The 17,475-nt window shown below is 38.5% G+C and carries 14 protein-coding genes and 1 pseudogene; 14 read left to right on the top strand and 1 reads right to left on the bottom strand.

Annotated elements, in window-relative coordinates:
- Window positions 1–115: 115 nt before the first annotated feature.
- The 3 genes from J2S25_RS19185 to J2S25_RS19175 are packed head-to-tail and all read left to right on the top strand — an operon-like array spanning window position 116 to window position 3,071.
- On the top strand, window positions 116–2,290 hold the full coding sequence (locus J2S25_RS19185; RefSeq protein WP_307192658.1) for an AAA family ATPase: 2,175 nt from the start codon (window positions 116–118) through the stop codon (window positions 2,288–2,290).
- Between the two features lie 40 nt (window positions 2,291–2,330).
- Window positions 2,331–2,768, top strand: a complete 438-nt coding sequence (locus tag J2S25_RS19180; RefSeq protein WP_044396455.1) for an acyl-CoA thioesterase — start codon at window positions 2,331–2,333, stop codon at window positions 2,766–2,768.
- 6 nt (window positions 2,769–2,774) lie between these two features.
- A complete protein-coding gene (locus tag J2S25_RS19175) occupies window positions 2,775–3,071 on the top strand; it encodes a hypothetical protein (RefSeq protein ID WP_307192657.1) in 297 nt (98 codons plus the stop codon).
- A gap of 22 nt (window positions 3,072–3,093) precedes the next feature.
- Here J2S25_RS19175 and J2S25_RS19170 read toward each other — a convergent pair whose 3' ends face one another.
- On the bottom strand, window positions 3,094–3,387 hold the full coding sequence (locus J2S25_RS19170) for a HesB/YadR/YfhF family protein (protein ID WP_044396453.1): 294 nt from the start codon (window positions 3,385–3,387) through the stop codon (window positions 3,094–3,096).
- Between the two features lie 96 nt (window positions 3,388–3,483).
- Between J2S25_RS19170 and J2S25_RS19165 the strand changes: the two genes are divergently transcribed.
- From J2S25_RS19165 to J2S25_RS19115, 11 genes and pseudogenes are all read left to right on the top strand, one after another.
- On the top strand, window positions 3,484–3,711 hold the full coding sequence (locus tag J2S25_RS19165) for a recombinase family protein (protein ID WP_431305986.1): 228 nt from the start codon (window positions 3,484–3,486) through the stop codon (window positions 3,709–3,711).
- Window positions 3,712–3,746: 35 nt separating this feature from the next.
- Window positions 3,747–4,187: a MarR family winged helix-turn-helix transcriptional regulator gene (locus J2S25_RS19160; protein WP_307192656.1), complete on the top strand. Its 441-nt coding sequence runs from the start codon at window positions 3,747–3,749 to the stop codon at window positions 4,185–4,187.
- Window positions 4,188–4,235: 48 nt separating this feature from the next.
- Window positions 4,236–5,294, top strand: a complete 1,059-nt coding sequence (locus tag J2S25_RS19155) for an LLM class flavin-dependent oxidoreductase (RefSeq protein ID WP_044396451.1) — start codon at window positions 4,236–4,238, stop codon at window positions 5,292–5,294.
- 49 nt (window positions 5,295–5,343) lie between these two features.
- Window positions 5,344–5,640: a HesB/YadR/YfhF family protein gene (locus J2S25_RS19150; RefSeq protein WP_307192655.1), complete on the top strand. Its 297-nt coding sequence runs from the start codon at window positions 5,344–5,346 to the stop codon at window positions 5,638–5,640.
- Window positions 5,641–5,779: 139 nt separating this feature from the next.
- Window positions 5,780–6,346 carry an NADPH-dependent FMN reductase gene (locus J2S25_RS19145; RefSeq protein WP_307192654.1) on the top strand — a complete coding sequence of 189 codons (567 nt, stop codon included), beginning with the start codon at window positions 5,780–5,782 and terminating at the stop codon, window positions 6,344–6,346.
- A gap of 739 nt (window positions 6,347–7,085) precedes the next feature.
- Window positions 7,086–8,196, top strand: a pseudogene (locus tag J2S25_RS19140) (IS4 family transposase).
- Between the two features lie 550 nt (window positions 8,197–8,746).
- Complete coding sequence (locus J2S25_RS19135) at window positions 8,747–10,447, top strand: sigma-54 interaction domain-containing protein (RefSeq protein WP_307192653.1); 1,701 nt, start codon at window positions 8,747–8,749, stop codon at window positions 10,445–10,447.
- Window positions 10,448–10,640: 193 nt separating this feature from the next.
- Window positions 10,641–12,713 carry a hydantoinase/oxoprolinase family protein gene (locus J2S25_RS19130; RefSeq protein ID WP_307192652.1) on the top strand — a complete coding sequence of 691 codons (2,073 nt, stop codon included), beginning with the start codon at window positions 10,641–10,643 and terminating at the stop codon, window positions 12,711–12,713.
- A 1-nt stretch (window position 12,714) separates the two neighbouring features.
- Complete coding sequence (locus J2S25_RS19125) at window positions 12,715–14,502, top strand: hydantoinase B/oxoprolinase family protein (protein ID WP_307192651.1); 1,788 nt, start codon at window positions 12,715–12,717, stop codon at window positions 14,500–14,502.
- A gap of 52 nt (window positions 14,503–14,554) precedes the next feature.
- A complete protein-coding gene (locus J2S25_RS19120; protein ID WP_307192650.1) occupies window positions 14,555–15,799 on the top strand; it encodes a hydantoinase/carbamoylase family amidase in 1,245 nt (414 codons plus the stop codon).
- An 89-nt stretch (window positions 15,800–15,888) separates the two neighbouring features.
- The gene (locus tag J2S25_RS19115) at window positions 15,889–17,238 is read left to right on the top strand and encodes an NCS1 family transporter (protein ID WP_307192649.1); all 1,350 of its coding nucleotides are present in this window, start codon (window positions 15,889–15,891) and stop codon (window positions 17,236–17,238) included.
- The last annotated feature ends 237 nt before the right edge of the window (window positions 17,239–17,475 follow it).

The following is a 17,475-nucleotide window of genomic DNA, read 5'->3' as shown; positions in this document are numbered from 1 at the left end:
TGTCCAGACCTTCATTACACAAATCAATAAAGAACCTATGAAAATTGTTAATCGCCTATGTCTAAAACTATAAAATCTTTAGTTCCGTCTATATAAAGCGGGGGAACAAAAAAAATTGTCCCATGTTTTGACGCTGGCAGCTCAATCAAGAGCGAAAAGGAATGGCTTTGATACGCTTGTCCTTGAGTGGCTGAAATCAGCGGTTGAACAGGATGCTACAAACAAACTAGCAAAATCCATGTTGGCGTCAAACGAGTGGAAAAGTAAAGGGAAACTTTTCGAGGATTTCGCCTATCCACGAATTAGGGAAACAGACAATCGGGCGCTGAAAAAGAAAACATTAGAACAATACATCGATATTTCCCAGCAATTTCTTGGACATGCCGAAGAAGTGTTGGATGAGCTAAACGGGCAGACGGCAATAGCTGATTCTGATTTAAGCGGAAAATTTGGCAGGCTGACAGAATTAGTCGAAAGCGCAATGGAAGAAACAGCTGCTTTGTTAAAAGCAACAAGGCTGTACGAGGAGTCAGTAAGCGGTGTTTTTCATACAGCAATCCATTTTGAAGAAATGAAAAAAAGACTGGATACCCTAGATAAAATCAACCTTCAATGGCAAGAAGAATTTGCCGGAGAGTCGGAGGTTCAAAACAAGACGGAAATCGATCCTTTGGCGGAACTTCAACAGATGGTGGGTCTTGAGTCTGTCAAAGCCAGAGTGAATGATTTTTATCGTTTCCTCAAATATCAGCAAAAACGCAAGGAGCTTGGACTGCAAACTAAGGATGATCAAAGCTTAAATATGGTGCTTACAGGGAATCCAGGCACTGGAAAAACGTCGTTGGCTAGATTGCTTGCAAAAATTTATCACCAGCTTGGTGTTTTGCCACGAGAAGAAATCATCGAAGCAGACCGCTCACAGTTAGTTGGTGCTTATGTGGGCCAGACAGAGGAAAACGTCCGCAAAATTGTGGAACAAGCTCTAGGCGGCGTCTTGTTCATCGATGAAGCTTATAGTCTTAAACGTGAAGGTCAGACAGGGAATGACTATGGCCAAACTGCAATTGATACACTTGTTTCTTTAATGACTGGAAATGAATATGGTGGCAAATTCGCGGTGATTTTGGCTGGATATCCAGAAGAAATGCGTTTATTTCTTGATGCAAATCCTGGATTAAGGTCTCGTTTCCCGCAATCGAATTTCATTCATCTGCCTGATTATACAGAAGATGAACTGTTGGAGATCGCCAAGCAGGCAGCACGGGATAATGATTATGCTATGACCGAACCTGCAAAGCAAGAGCTCAGAGAAAGAATCGAAAAAGAAAGAGTCGATGAAACATTTGGCAATGCGCGCACAGTGCGTAACCTTGTATTGGAAGCTATTTTTAAAAAAGGCTCAAGAAAGATGGAAGAGGATGATTTTTCAACATACACATTGTTGGAAAAAGCAGATTTCGAATCATCTATTAAGCCTTCAACAGAAAAGCCGCTAGACAGCCTCCAGGCATTAATTGGTTTGGATACCGTAAAATCGGAAGTCACCACGCTTATTTCTTTCGTTAGGATGCAGCAGTTTCGCAAGGAAAAAGGGCTGCCTGCTGTACCAATTCAGCTGCATTCGGTCTTCACGGGGAACCCCGGAACCGGAAAAACAACTGTCGCAAAGATTTATGCTGAACTGTTAAAGGAATGCGGAATGTTAAAGCGGGGACACCTGATCACCAGCAGCAGAGCGGATTTCGTTGCTGGTTTTGTGGGTCAGACAGCCATCAAGACAAAGAAAAAGATTCGTGAGGCACTAGGTGGGGTTCTCTTTATAGATGAGGCTTATTCCTTGCTTGGACAAAGCTCAGGTGACTTTGGCAAAGAAGTGATCGATACACTCGTGGATGAGATGACCAAGCATAATGAAAACCTTGTCGTTATCCTCGCGGGCTATCCTGCCGAGATGAATTTGCTGTTGGAAAGCAATCCTGGCATTCGTTCACGATTCAAAAAATTTTATCACTTCCCTGATTACAGTGTGGATGAATTATTGCTCATTATCAGGAATTATGCAGGTAAATATCAGTATAAAATCAACGATCAAACTTTAGAATTTTTATCCAAAAAGCTTTTGGGAATAGAGATTAAAGGGAATGGACGATTCGCGACAAATTTGGTGGACGAGGCCATACAGTTCCAAGCCTATCGCCTGATGAGCAGCGAATCAGTAGAGAATTTGGATCAGGATGTTCTATACTTAAACAAACAGGATTTTGAAGCGGCGTTGAAAAAAACACAGTGATCCTCGTTTTATTAATGAGAGTAGCAAAAGGGGTATGAGGATGCAAATTTCATCAAGAGAAATAGAGGTTAGATATGCAGAAACGGACCAGATGGGTGTTGTTTACCACGCTAATTATTTGGTTTGGATGGAGCTTGGCAGGACGCAATTAATCAAAGAGCTCGGTTTTAATTATGCGGAAATGGAGAAGGACGGAATTATCTCTCCAGTGCTGGATATCCAAGCTTCTTATAAAAGGCCTTTGCGTTATGGGGATACAGCCATAATCAAAACATGGGTAGAAGAATATGATGGCATCCGTTCTGTCTATAAATATGAAATTTTTAATGGGGAAGGGGAGCTTGCACTTACTGGCAGCTCTAAACATGTCTGTGTGAAAAAGGATAGTTTCCGCCCCGTTTCTTTAAAAAGGAAGTATCCGGACTGGCATGAAGCTTATCTAAAGGCCATGAAAAAGCCTGAGGATGAAAGGGAGTAGGTCTGGATGGCTTTCGGGATCAAAAGACACGAGCTAGCAGAGTGGAAAGAAAATGTCCGCAAAGGAGAGATTGCTTTTCTCACTCACTACTGGTTAGATGAACGTTTCCCTGGCTGTACAACAGTTACAAAAGTCGGTTGCAGAGATATAGAAAAGTTGGCAGAATGGGGAAATACTTATGGACTTAGCCCTGAATGGATGGACAACCGCAAACCTGAATACCCGCACTTTGACCTCTTTGGCCAGAAACAGCAGGAGGTTTTGGAGAAGGAAGGGATTAACAATTTTCTTGGCAAAAAATAAGGCAAGCGCCTAAGCGCTTGCCTTATTTTTTTTCGAATGTAAACTCTGGTTCGTGACCGACAGGATGAAGTTTGACAATCAGATCATGGCCGTCAAAATACCAAATGTCTTTTTCTTCGATATAATATGTGATACCGTTTTTTTCTGTTTTCACGCCGATATGGTCGGGTTCCTCTTTGGAAACGCCAAGGGAGAAACCTGTCTGAATTGAACTGAATCCTCCGTACCGTACAAAAAAGTGTAAATAGCTCCCGTTGGAAAGGTCCATTTCGGTTTCGTACCAAGCTGCCGCTTCTTCATTGATTGTAATATTCATATCATTCTCCTTCCATACCAATTGCTCCGATTATAACATAAGCAATTCCCGTCAGCATTTGCCAGGCATTAATAGGGGTGCCATGAGGAAACGTGGATTTACAACGTTAAGGAAAATTCCAATATTAAGATTGCAACTGGTGATACCTTAGTTGTGAGTCGAATGGATCATCTTGGCCGAAACACGGTTCAGTTGTTGGAGCTAGTTCAGCAGCTTGGTGTAAGAAACATACATTTTATTATCCTATTCTTGGGAATTGATACAAGAACACCTACTGGTAAATTCTTTTACTGTTATATCCTTGCATTTCTATCAATTGAGTAGTAAAGTGATGTAACGAAAGGGTGTGACACATCGTTATGCAAAAAAATACTCGCGGATCATTAATCTGGCTTCGCCTCACTCGTTTCACCCATCAAAGTAATTTACTTTCCAATGAATTTTTAAAGCAATTTGATTTAACGACCGCACAATTTGATGTATTAATGCAAATTTCAACCTATGAGCCATTAACACAATGTGATTTAGCTGAGAAAGTCACTGTAACACAAGGGGGAATTTCACGTATGCTTGCCCGTCTTGAGAAAGATGGACTTATTGAACGAAGGCAAGAATGGAAAACTAAAACCATTTCATTAACAAATAAGGGTCGTGAAAAACTAAATAATGCGTTTGATGCCCAACTTGCCTTTCAATCCTCATTTTTTGATGAAAGTTTATCTAAGGAAGAGCAAAAAATTTTGTATTCGCTCATGTCTCGTGTGCAAAAAAATAGTGACAAAAGATTAGCGAAAAGGTAATTTTTTACCACATCACTTGATTAGTCAAAGGAACGAGGAGAATTCATTATGGAAAAATACCGTATCGATCCATTAAAAGGTATAGAATTTGGGCTTTATTCTTTAGGAGATCATATGTCTAACCCAATTACAGGCGAACGTATTTCGGCCCAAGCAAGAATTAAGGAATTAATTGAAGCCAGTAAGCTAGCAGAACAAGCAGGAATTGATGTCTTTGGCGTTGGAGAAAGTCATCAAACTTATTTTACCACCCAAGCTCATACAGTAGTCTTGGGTGCCATTGCGCAAGCAACAAGTAAAATAAAAATCACGAGCTCAGCAACGGTACTAAGTGTTTCTGATCCTGTGCGTGTATATGAAGATTTTGCAACCATCGACTTAATTTCGGATGGCCGTGCGGAAATTGTAGCAGGACGCGGTTCCCGTGTAGGAGCCTATCACTTACTTGGGGTTAATTTACAGGACTATGAAGAAATTTTCGAAGAGAAATTAGAATTGCTTAAAAAGATAAATGAAGAAGATCAGGTGACGTGGCAAGGTGAATACCGGACTCCATTAGAAAATGCGCATATTCTGCCACAGCCAAAAAACGGTTCTCTTCCTATTTGGCGTGCGGTTGGTGGACCACCAACAAGTGCTATTAAGGCAGGATATATGGGGATCCCAATGATGCTTACTACTTTAGGTGGACCAGCCATCAACTTTAAGCCTTCTGTCGATGCCTATCGTGAAGCAGCTGAGCGCAGTGGCTTTGATCCTAAAGCACTTCCAATTGCAACAACAAGTTTATTCTATGTTGCAGATACAACAAAAGAAGCTTTACAAGAGATGTACCCACATTTAAATGGTGGTTTCCAAGCCATTCGCGGTGGCGGTTATCCAAAACAGCAATTTGCCCAAGCACCTGATACACGAGATGCATTAATGGTTGGCAGCAAAGAGCAAATTATTGAAAAGATGCTTTACCAATATGAACTATACGGCATGCAGCGCTTTATGGCACAAATTGACTTTGGTGGTGTACCCTTTGAGAAAATTATGAAAAACATCGAAATTATTGGGAATGATATTATTCCAGCCATCAAAAAATATACTGCTGTGAAATAATAGCAAGTCGATTGAACGAAAAATACAATAAATGAAGAGCGGTGTGAAGATGAAATTTGCAGTAAGCAAGCAAGCAGCTAATTGGTATAAAAAAGAAATGGATTTAGACAATGGGGATTATGTTCAATATTACTTGCAAATCTACGGTGGGATTCCCACAACACATCCTAATTATTCGTTAGGTATGTCCATAGGGAAAACCGAAAACATTGGTGTGAAAGACGAGGTCGAGGGAATTACTTTTTATTTTAATGATGACAATTCTTGGTTATTTAACGAATATGATTTGAGTGTTGTTGTGAAGAATGGAGAGTTAGAGTTTATTTTTACGAACAATGAAGATTGATATGGACGGAAGAGAATACCCTTTAAATGTTAGGGAAATCGAAATCCCTTAATGAAATAGCTATATTAGCTATTTTTTCATCAACAGGATCAATGTCAGTCTGCATAAACATACAGCGTAAGCAAAAGGGGAGAATATCATGAAAATTGTGGCATTAGCCGGATCGATCGTCGGCTCAAAAACAAAAACAGCTATCCTTAAAACAGTAGAAATTTTGACGCAAAAATACCCTGAGAATGAAATCACACTATTAGATTTAGCCGAATATACAGTGCAATTTAGCGATGGACGTAATTATCTCGAATATGAAGGGGATACGAAATACATTACAGAGACAATCATGGCAGCGGATGCCATTATTATTGGCACACCAACATTCCAAGCATCCATTCCGGCAACGTTGAAAAACATCTTTGACTTGTTGCCAGTTAACGCTTTCCGTGACAAAGTCGTCAGCAGTGTTGTAACAGCGGGCACAGCGAAGCATTATTTAATGGTAGAGCAACAATTAAAACCAATCCTAGCATATATGAAAGCCCACATCGTTCCAACATATGTTTTTATGGAAGAAAAAGACTTTCATCGGAAAGAAATTATAAATGATGATATCCTTTTCCGTCTTGAACGACTAGTCGAGGATACAGTCTTAACCGTTGAAGCTTTGAAGATCATTCGTATAAAAAAAGACGAAGAATATGGTTTTTAAAGCTTTGTTTTTTCCCCATTGAAAAATGCCACAATTCAATTTATCGGCAAAAATAATTTAATAGATTTCAGTTTGAGTTTCTTAACTTCATTTCTCATCAGTTGATTCTTACGGATAGCGCAAAAAGGATAATGGATATTATTCGAACTAAATGTATAGCGAATTAAGTAGATAAGCTTGCTTAGATCTCGGTTTTTCTTTAGAGCAACTTCGTGGATGTAATATATCTAGTAATATTTAAGCAAATCGCACAAAAAAAGATGAACATACGTTCCTCCGGTATGGTTAACTTTGCACATCAAATGCAGGGTGCCGCTGATGGTTACGTACAAAGCAATGAACATGGTTCTAGAGGTATTTTGGTTTTATGAATTCTAGGATTAATTCGATCAGTATTAAAATATTTTTGACACTATATGCAAAAAAAACGATAAAGATTCGAATGAAGAGTATATATTATATAGTTTTCAGTCGTGCCTTAAAGGCTTTTTAAATTAGAAGCCTTAATTCGGAAATCAAAGATGTCAATTGAATAGTGACAATTCGGAAATTTTAGAAAAATACTTGACCTGTCTATCGAACAGTTATATATTAATATCCACTAGTGTTGCATTAATTGATATTCAATATTAAAAATACTCAAAATCTTCAATATTTTTGTTTTACGCAAAGAAAAAGTCCTTTATAATAGATAAGTCAGGTGGTAACCCGTCCAAATCCACTAAAAAAGGACTTACGCATGGACAAGATTACACGAAAAACTTCATTTGGACAATGGTTTTCTCCAATAAATCTCAAAACTTTTGAAGAACAAGTGAAAACCATGAAATTAGACTACTATACAAAAAAGGGAACGACGGAATCATTTCTCAAATTATTGCTTTTTTCTCAGCTATCGGAAGTTGAAAGCCTGCATGCACTTGGTGATTGCCTTTTTGATGATCAGCTCCAGAAAGAGATTGACCTTGCTTCCATCAGTGTTTCTCAGATGTCCCGACGGTTAAATGCCTGAATCCCGACCTGTTCCAGATCCTTTTTCTTGATTTAATCGTGAAGATTCATACAAAGACTCACCACACAAAAATGGTGATGCCCTTGAAAATCATTGATTCGAGCACATTGCCTCTTAATCTGACGAATCACAGGTGGGCGAAATTCCGTAAAACAAAAGCCGGTGTAAAATTACATCTGCGGCTGGTCTTCATGGAAAAAGGAATCTCCTACCCCGAAAAGGCAGTGATGACCAAAGCCAGTGAACACGACCGCGGTCAGCTTGAGGTCATGGTCGATGATAGGGAATGCATGTCTTTGACCGGGGATACCTTGATTACGAACGCTTTGACCGTATGACGGATGATGGCTATTTCTTTTTGACCAGGCTGTAGAAAAACGCAGTCATTGGGAAGGTTTACGACTTTAAGATCCATGATGACTCCGCTGTTTTGTCTGATCAAATGGTGTTGATCGGCACGACGCAAAACCGGGCTGAAAATTACTTCCGTCTCCTAAAAGTGATCGATTCAAGAGGTAACTTGCTTCAGTTGATTACCAACCGTTTTGATTTGGAACTAGACGAAATTTCAGACATGTATAAATCACGCTAGGCCATCGAGCTGTTCTTTAAATGGATCAAGCAGCATCTGAACATCAAAAAGTTCTATGGCCAAAGTGAGTGAGCCATCCAAAACCAAGTGTTCATCGCATGGATCGTTTACTGCCTTCATGTCCTTGCGCAACTCGAGACGGAAAGTAAGCAGAAGACCCTGTAGATCAGCAGGTATTTAAAGGCATCATTGTGGAAACCGGCCCATATCTGGATTCGAAAAATAGAAGGAAAAGCCATTCCTTAAAAAGCAAGATGCCGCTGTCATTCTAGTGTAATTTTTTATTTTCGGAATTTTATTAGAATTGCGATTATCTTCTTTTAGGCCTTAACCACATCATAAAAATGTACATTTTAATCTATTTGTTGGTAGGATAGTCTTATTTTTGGAAACATTTTCAAGATTGGAAGACCTTTGAGTTCTATTTCAAAAACAGTCTGCTAATTCTATTTGTAACATGGCTGTTCAAAGGACTACTAGCAAAAAAGACTGAAACCAAAAGGGACTGGTTCAGTCTTTTTATGTAAGAAGCGTAACTGGTAATTGGGGGAATAGCATGCACTCTGGTTAAATTACATATTATTGTGCTGTTTTTTGGAACGAATTCTCTCGATGAAAAATAAGGGTTAGCCAGAAAATGGTTTCTCTACTTTATTCTATTCACTTATTACCAATTTAATTAAGTAAAAATATCAAATATTTAAAATACTGATTTTTATTGAAAGGTAATGAGATAAAATCGCAAATTTTGTACTTTAAAGTATTACTAACTAATTTCTTAAAAGAGGGGACATAATTGATTAACACTGATTTAATTACCACTTATCCTGTTGGCATTATTCAGGTTAATATTCAAGGGGAGATTCTCTTAATGAATGATACTTGTAAAGAAATTTTAAAATTCTACGGTAAAGAGACTTTAGATTGTACTATACATAACTTTTTACCCTCAAGTTCAATCATTAAGGTTATTAAAGAGAACAAGAAAGAAATATCTATTTTTGAAAATGATAAACAAAGATACTACTTATACGAAATGCCGCTAATGACTGGACAGTCAGGTTTAATTTTGTTTATTCCTGATAATGATTTTGAGAAGATGATCAACCAAAATAGAAAAGTAATGGCCCTAAAGCAAGAACTTGAAGCCATCATGAATTTAAGTGGAGAGCTTGTGACAATTACAGATGGGACAGGAAAGGTCATACGAGTGAATGCAACGTGTGAACAAATTATGGGGGTTAAGGAGCAAGACTTTGTAGGCAAAGAGGCTGGATCACTTGAAATTAATGGGGTCATTAATTTATCCTCGACTACCCAAGTTATAAAACAAAAAAGGCCAGTCACCGTTAGCCAAACGACAAAATCAGGAAGACGATTATTGGTAAGAGGCTTTCCTATTTTTGATGAGGAAGGACACCTGTCTAAAGTTGTTAATATTTCAAAAGATGTAACAGAAGAAGCTAACCTTAAAAAAAACCTTGAAGAAACAAGAAAAATACTTAGTCATTTTCAAGATGAATTCTATAACTTGCAAAAAAGAGAAAATCATATTGTGGTTAAATCCAAGGCGATGGAAGAAATATATAGTTTGATTTCAAGAGTGGCAGAAAGTGATGCAACCGTCCTTCTACTTGGGAAAACTGGAGTAGGGAAAGAAGTTATGGCCAGACACATCCATCAAGTTAGTCAAAGAAAGAAAAAGCCTTTTATTAAGATAAACTGTGGGGCACTTCCTGAAAGCTTAATTGAATCCGAGTTGTTTGGTTACTCAAAAGGAACGTTTACTGGTGCTAATAAAGAAGGAAAAGAAGGTTTATTACTTGCAGCCCATAACGGAACATTATTTCTTGATGAAATCGGAGAGCTGCCATTGAATTTACAATCAAAACTTCTTCAGGTTTTACAAGAAAAAGAATTTACTCCTCTTGGACAGACAAAGCCTATCAAAATTAATATAAGATTTATTGCGGCCACTAATCGGAATTTAGAAGATATGATAAAGCAGGGACAGTTCCGGGCAGATTTATATTATCGGTTATATGTTATACCCGTTACAATCCCTTCACTAAATGAAAGAAAAGAAGATATCCCATTTTTAGTTAAGCATTTCTTGGAAATATATAATGAAAAATACCATCAAACAAAAAAGATAGATAATGAAGGATTACAATGCTTTATGGATTATGAATGGGAAGGAAATGTTAGGGAGCTTCAAAATACCATAGAACGTCTTGTGGTCACCGTCCCTGGCAATCAAATTAGTAAGCGTGATTTACCGCCAAAAATGGCTAACAATCCTCATACAAGTGGTGATTTTCAAGAAGAAATCTCGTTGAAGGAGGCTCTAGCTAGTTATGAGAAGAGTATATTAGAAAAAACGCTGGAAAAGTCTTCAACTTTAAAAGAAGTGAGTAATAAACTTAGTGTGGATATATCAACAATAAGCAGGAAATGTAAGAAATACAAAATTGATATTGCAAAAATGCAAATGTGATTGCAATTTTGCAACCTTGATATTTACCTATAATTTTAAATTTTCCGAATTTATACACCGAAACATATTGCAATCTTGCAATATGTTTTTATTTTCATTTGGAGTTTTCTAATATTATCAAGGTTTGGTAAGTTGGCACGTTAATTGCATTAATAATACATGAAAATTAAAAAGTTACCATGGAGGTATTTAGATGAGATTAGTTGGTGTAGATGTGGGTGGTACTTTCACGGACGTAATATTTAATGACACAGATAGCAGACTCACAGCGATACATAAAGTACCTACAACTTTGGAAGACCCATCTATTGGTGTGGTTCAAGGAATTATTGAGTTGTGTAAAAGAAATGGGATTGTACCATCAACCATAGACCATGTATTTCATGGAACAACGATCGCAACAAACGCAATCTTGGAGAATGATGGAGCCAATACAGGGATGATAACTACAAAAGGTTACCGGGATATCACGCATATTGGACGTCACCAGCGGCCACAGAATTACTCAATTATGCAGGATATTCCATGGCAAGAGCGTCCGCTTGTAAAACGCAGGAATAGAGTAGCAGTTGCTGAACGTATGGGTCCAGAAAAGGATCAAGTTCTTACTCCTTTGGATGAAGCTGAAGTTCGCGAGGCAATTAGCTATTTTAAGAGCATGGGGATAGAATCCATTGTTGTAAACTTCCTGTTTTCTTTCATAAATCCACTGCATGAAGAGCGAGTCAGGGAAATTATTAATGAGGAATATCCTGAGGCTTTTGTCACCTTATCTTCTGATGTATCACCTCAATTCCGGGAGTTCGAAAGATTTACAACAGCTTCGATCAATGCTTTCGTTGGTCCAAAAGTTAAACAATATATTAAAAACTTAGAACAAAGGTTATTGGATTCTAGTGTTCCAGCTGAGCTCCATATAATGTGCTCTAATGGTGGTGTTGCAACTCCTGAAACAGTATCACAAAAACCTGTAAATACATTATTATCCGGACCTGCTGCGGGGGTACTTGGCGGTCTTTGGGTAGGGGAATTATCCAACCGAAAAAATTTAATAACATTCGATGTCGGCGGCACAAGTGCTGACATTGGTATTTTAACGGAAGATGGCTACTCAGAATCATCTGCCCGTGATACTTGGATAGCTGGCTACCCAGTAATGGTACCGATGATTGATATTCATACAATTGGTGCCGGAGGAGGAAGTATTGCACATATCGACGAAGGAGGAGCTTTTAAGGTAGGTCCAAGAAGTGCAGGGTCCAGGCCAGGACCAGCTTGCTATGGTCACGGAGGACAAAAGCCGACAGTTAGTGATGCTAACGTGGTATTAGGAAGAATTGTGGAGGATAATTTCCTGGGTGGGGAAATGAGTATTTATCCAAATGCTGCTTTTAAAGTTATAGATGAATTAGCCGAAAAATTAAACTTAAGCCGTGAAAAGACAGCAGAAGGGATAGTTACCATTATGAACAACAATATGGCAAATGCGATTCGTGAGAAAACAGTTCAGAGAGGTGCTGACCCAAGAGAATTTTCATTAGTTGCATTTGGGGGGGCTGGGCCGCTTCACGCCGTAGAGGTTGCCCAGATTTTAAATATTCCTGAAGTTATCATTCCGCCACACCCCGGCATTAACTCGGCAACTGGATTGCTAACCACTGATCTGAAGTATGACGTTATAAAAACACAATTCATGCTGAGTCATTCGATTTATTATGAACAGTTAAATCATGATCTTAAATCACTTTCCTCGGAATTAAGAGTACGCCTCCATGAAGATGGAATATCAGATTTGAACATTAAAATCGATTGTTACGCAGATTGCCGATATATAGGTCAAGGATATGAGCTCCGGGTTAAACTGCCAGATGGAGAGGTTGATGCTGAGAATATTGCGGCCACTTTTGAACAATTTCATGAAAAACATAAGGTTGAATACGGTCATAGCTTCCTGGATAGTCCAATAGAAATCGTCAACATTCGGGTAACCGGAATTGGAATTATGCCAAAAATTGAAAAAACGCTTGTTCATCCAGGCTTGTCAGAAGCAGAAGCTTATATCAAAACCGGAGAAACAATCTTCAATGTTGAAGGAGAACTAAAAACGTTCCCCACTAAGTTTTACCAAAGGGAAAAAATCCCGAGTGGTTCTGTAATCCCTGGTCCAAGTATTGTCTTTCAAAAGGACACAACGACAATCATTCCCCCTCGGTCAACAGCTTTCTTTGAAGAAAACGGAAATATGATTATTAAGGTGGGTGAGTAATATGAATCAATTAAATGAAAAGGCGCAAGGCATTGATCAAATCACCGTTCAGGTTGTTTTAGGGGCATTGGAAAACGTCGCGGTAGAAATGGGACATAAGCTTGCAAGGATGTCTTATTCCAGTATCATCCGTGAATCTGAAGATTTTGGATGTGCATTAGTTGATGTAAAAGGCCAGCAGCTTTGTGAATCCACCCACAGTACTCCACTTCAATCTGGCCCTATTCCAGGATACATTGCAGGAATCAGGCAGATAATGCAGGAAAGAGGGGATGAGTTTTATCCTGGTGATGTCATTATGCACAATTCAGCTTACCATGGTGCATCTCATGGTCCAGACTTTGGATTCTGTGTACCAGTATTTTATAAATATGAATTGATTGGTTTTTCAGTGACCACTGCTCATCATCTTGATGTAGGTGCCTCAACCCCTGGGAGCTGCGGAATAGTGGATGCAGTAGATGCATATGCGGAGGGTCTCCAATTTAAAGCAATTAAAGTGTATGAAAAAGGTGTAAAAAACCGTTATATTTGGGATATTTTACGGGATAACATCCGAGCATCAGATATGGTGGTTGGAGATATGGAGGCACAAATTGCTGCGGCCAAAATAGGAGCACAACGTTATGTGGAAATTGTAGAGCGGTTTGGTTTATCTACAATTCAAGCTGCAAGTGAGGAATTGATGAACTATTCAGAGAGGCTCTTTAGGAACGCTATTAAAAAACTGCCTGATGGTGAATATCGTGCGGTGGGTTTCTTGGATGGATATGTTGACAGTGATGATCCTTCCAAAAAGAATCTGAAAATCGTAGTAACTGCTATTGTTGAAGGAAGTGATATTACGGTCGACTTGTCAGGCACATCTCCACAGATTGATGACAAACCAATTAATATGCCATTAATAGGGACCGTCGATATTGCAATCTATCTCACACTTCGGTCGATACTATTAGATTCTAATTCATATGGTCACATCCCTCAAAATACTGGTTTGACTAGACCTGTAAAAATTGTTGCACCAAAAGGCACACTATGTAATCCAATATTCCCGGCTCCAACAATAGCACGTTTCTGTTCTGGAAATATAGTGGCTGACACACTAATGAAAGCTCTTAGTCAAGTCGTGCCCCAACAGGTTAGTGCTGGAGTAGGGAACCTCCAAGTTGTAGCCTTCAGCGGAATGGTAAATGAGAATTACTGGGTTTATATGGACATCATGGAAGGAAGCTATGGTGGGCGTTACGGCAAGGATGGAATGGATGCAGTTGATACTTTGTATGCAAATACCAGAAACAACCCAATTGAAGATATCGAATCTCATTATCCATTAAGGGTAACCCGCTATGAACTACGGGATAAAGAATGTGCTCCAGGTAAGTGGCGTGGAGGGGTTGGATCCATCCGGGAAATTAATTTTCTGCAGGATGGCAGCTTTTCTGTTGAAGGGGATGGACACGTCTTTGCTCCATGGGGATATGATGGCGGCAAGGATGGATATGTAGGCGGGTTATCCATTAAATCAAAAACTGGAGAAGTAGTCAAAGTTCCTTCTAAATTACCAAACAGATTTGCTTCTGAAGGGAGCATAATCCAATTAGTCGGACCTTGTGGAGGTGGATATGGAATTCCATTTGATCGTCAGCCAGAGAAAGTGCTGGATGATGTTCTTGATGGCTATATTTCAAAAGAATCAGCATTAGTGGATTATGGTGTGGTTGTGACTGAATCAAATAACATAGATTACGAGAAAACGGCTGAACAAAGGAACCAAAGTTATAGACAATAAAAGAGATGTAACAGTAAGCGCAGTACAACATAAACGACAAAAAGGAGCGGCTATGAAGGTAGTATCAATTAATCAAAAAAGATTACAAGAAAGAATAGAAAAATTAAGTGAGATTGGAAAAACAAAAGATGATGGGGTCCAACGAGTTGCATTAAGTGATGAAGACAGAGAAGGACACCTATTACTAACAGAATGGATGAGAGAAGCTGGGCTTAAAGTAAGACATGATCATTTTGGAAATCTAATTGGTAGAAAGGAGGGGTTAAATCCAAACCTGCCATGCATAATGATTGGATCCCATACAGATTCAGTCAAGAACGGCGGTAAATTTGACGGTATAATTGGTGTTCTTGCGGGTATTGAAGTAGCTCATATCATAAATGAGGAAAATGTATCTCATCAGTATCCAATCGAGGTTGTATCTTTTTGTGAGGAAGAGGGTTCCCGATTTAATGATGGACTTTTTGGCAGCCGTGGTATGGTTGGTAAAATAAATAGGGAGGACCTCGAGAAAACGGATGAAAATAAGATTAGCAGATATGATGCACTCCGAAGTTTCGGCTTTGGAATAAATCCGGATCTTATAGATAATTCTGTTAGAACACCTAAAGAAGTAAAGTATTACTTTGAAATGCATATTGAACAAGGTCCTTATCTCCAAGAAACGAATTATCCGATTGGAATCGTAAGTGGGATAGCAGGTCCGGCATGGTTTAAGGTTAAACTGATTGGAGAAGCGGGGCATGCAGGTACAGTACCAATGAACCTTAGGAAAGACCCCATGATAGGAGCAGCAGAGATTATCAAGGAAATTGAGTCTGTTTGTATGAAAAATCCAACAGCCCCAACAGTAGGTACAGTAGGATTAATTAATGCATTTCCTGGTGGAAGTAATATTATTCCCAGATCAGTAGAGTTTACGATGGACATTCGTGATATTGTCTTAGAGCGAAGAAATGAAGCTATCAGAGAAATCAAAATTAAGATTGAAGAAATAAGTAAAGCTAGAGGACTTGAATTTGAAATTGAACAAAATGTAGATGCTTCACCAGTTCAATGCTCAAAAACCCTAATTAAAACCTTTAAAGATGTTTGTGAAGAACTGCAACTAGAAGTCCCTGTCATGGTGAGTGGTGCTGGCCATGACGCAATGTTCTTAGCAGACATATCAGAAATGGGAATGATATTTGTCAGATGCCGTGATGGAATAAGTCATCAGCCCAATGAATGGGCAGATATAGAGGATATTTCCATAGGGACAAAGGTGCTACTTGAAGCAGTTTTAAAGCATATATAAGGATTTTTTACAGGACAGGTTGCTGTGTAATAATTAAACAAAATAGACTGAATATCAATTAAATTATTTATCTTGAAAGGGTGAAATTAATGTCAAATGGAACATCGGAATTAAACCAAAACTCCAAAAGAGAGTCGTTGCGTCCTGTGTCAAATGATAAACGGATTTTTGGTCTATTAACTTATATTAGTTTATGGATATCTTCAATGGTTGTTATTCAGTTATTTATGATAGGGCAGTCATTTTTACCTCCGGCAGGGGGCTTGAATCTTTTCCAGGCAGGGGTCGTGACTGTTGTGTCAGCTTTGTTTATTGGATGGTTATTTGTGGTTAACTCTAAGCCAGGAATGGAGCATGGAATACCTTTTATAGTACAGGCAAGAGTTCCGTTTGGTTATAACGGTGCTAGGATCGCATCCTTGATTCGTGTAATTCCCGCTGTTTTTTGGTATGGGATTGGTTCATGGATTGGTGCTTCAGCAATTGATTATATTACCCAAACAATTTGGGGATGGGGAAATATTTGGTTATTCTTTATAATTTTCCAAGTGTTGCAGACTGCTATTGCTTATTACGGTATTCAATCTATTAAGTGGTTTGACTCCGTTTTATCTGTAGTGATCATGGGATTCTTAATATACATCATTTACCAACTATTTAACGTTGGAAGTGTAAAAGTTGCCGAAAGCTGGAGTTCGACAGGCACATGGGGACTGCCTTTTTTTGCAGCGATTACAGCATCAGTTGGTATACTGATTACGGCAGTTATTAATAACGGAGATTTGAGCCGTTATCTTGAGAATTCTCGAAAAAACAACTGGATAGGACATTTAGTCGGAATTGTTCCGATGTTTATTTTAATGCTGGGGATCGGGATTTTATCAGCTGCAGTAACAGGAATATGGGATCCTATCCAAGCACTCGTATCCATTATTCCAAACCCAACTGTTGCTGTTGCAATGATGATTTTCATTGTAGTTGCCCAGTTTACTAGTAATTTAACGATTAATATAGAACCTCCAGCAATCGTACTTATGGAGACATTTGATATTAAATGGGGAGTTTCTGTCATTATAGTCGGAATATTAAGTATAGCAACATTTCCGTGGCTATTGATTTCTAGTTCAAGGTTTTATACCTTCATTGGTTTTTATTCAGCCTTTTTAGGACCTCTTTTAGGTATCTTAATCGCCGATTATTACTTAGTAAGGAAGCAAAGTTATGATATTGAAAAGATATATGATGAATCAGTTAAATATAATTGGCTCGGTTTAGGCTCTTTACTGATCGGTGGTGTAATAGGAGTATTCTTCCTAGAAATTTCATGGATGGTAAGTTTACCAATCAGTTTGGTCCTGTATTGGGGCGGACACCTGGTTTTACCTAATTATAAGTCTCAGTTAGTTCAAACTATTTCCAATGGAAAAAGCATCAGTTAATTTTTTTAATATGATTTCACTAGTGTTGCATTAATGGTGTCACAATTTTCAGTTTAATAATTTTCCTCTTTTAGAGCCAAAAAAATAATTACCTAATCTAAGGTGGCTCCATTCGTTTGGAAATTATTTTACAATTAGACTGGAGTGACAGCGGCATCTTGCTTTTTAAGGAATGGCTTTTCCTTCTATTTTTCGAATCCAGATATGGGCCGGTTTCCACAATGCAGCCTTTAAATA

Origin of the sequence: Mesobacillus stamsii, assembly GCF_030814065.1 — a bacterium.
GTDB lineage: Bacteria > Bacillota > Bacilli > Bacillales > Cytobacillaceae > Mesobacillus > Mesobacillus stamsii.
Note: the sequence above shows the minus strand (reverse complement) of the source record. Positions and strands in the feature narration are given on the sequence as shown.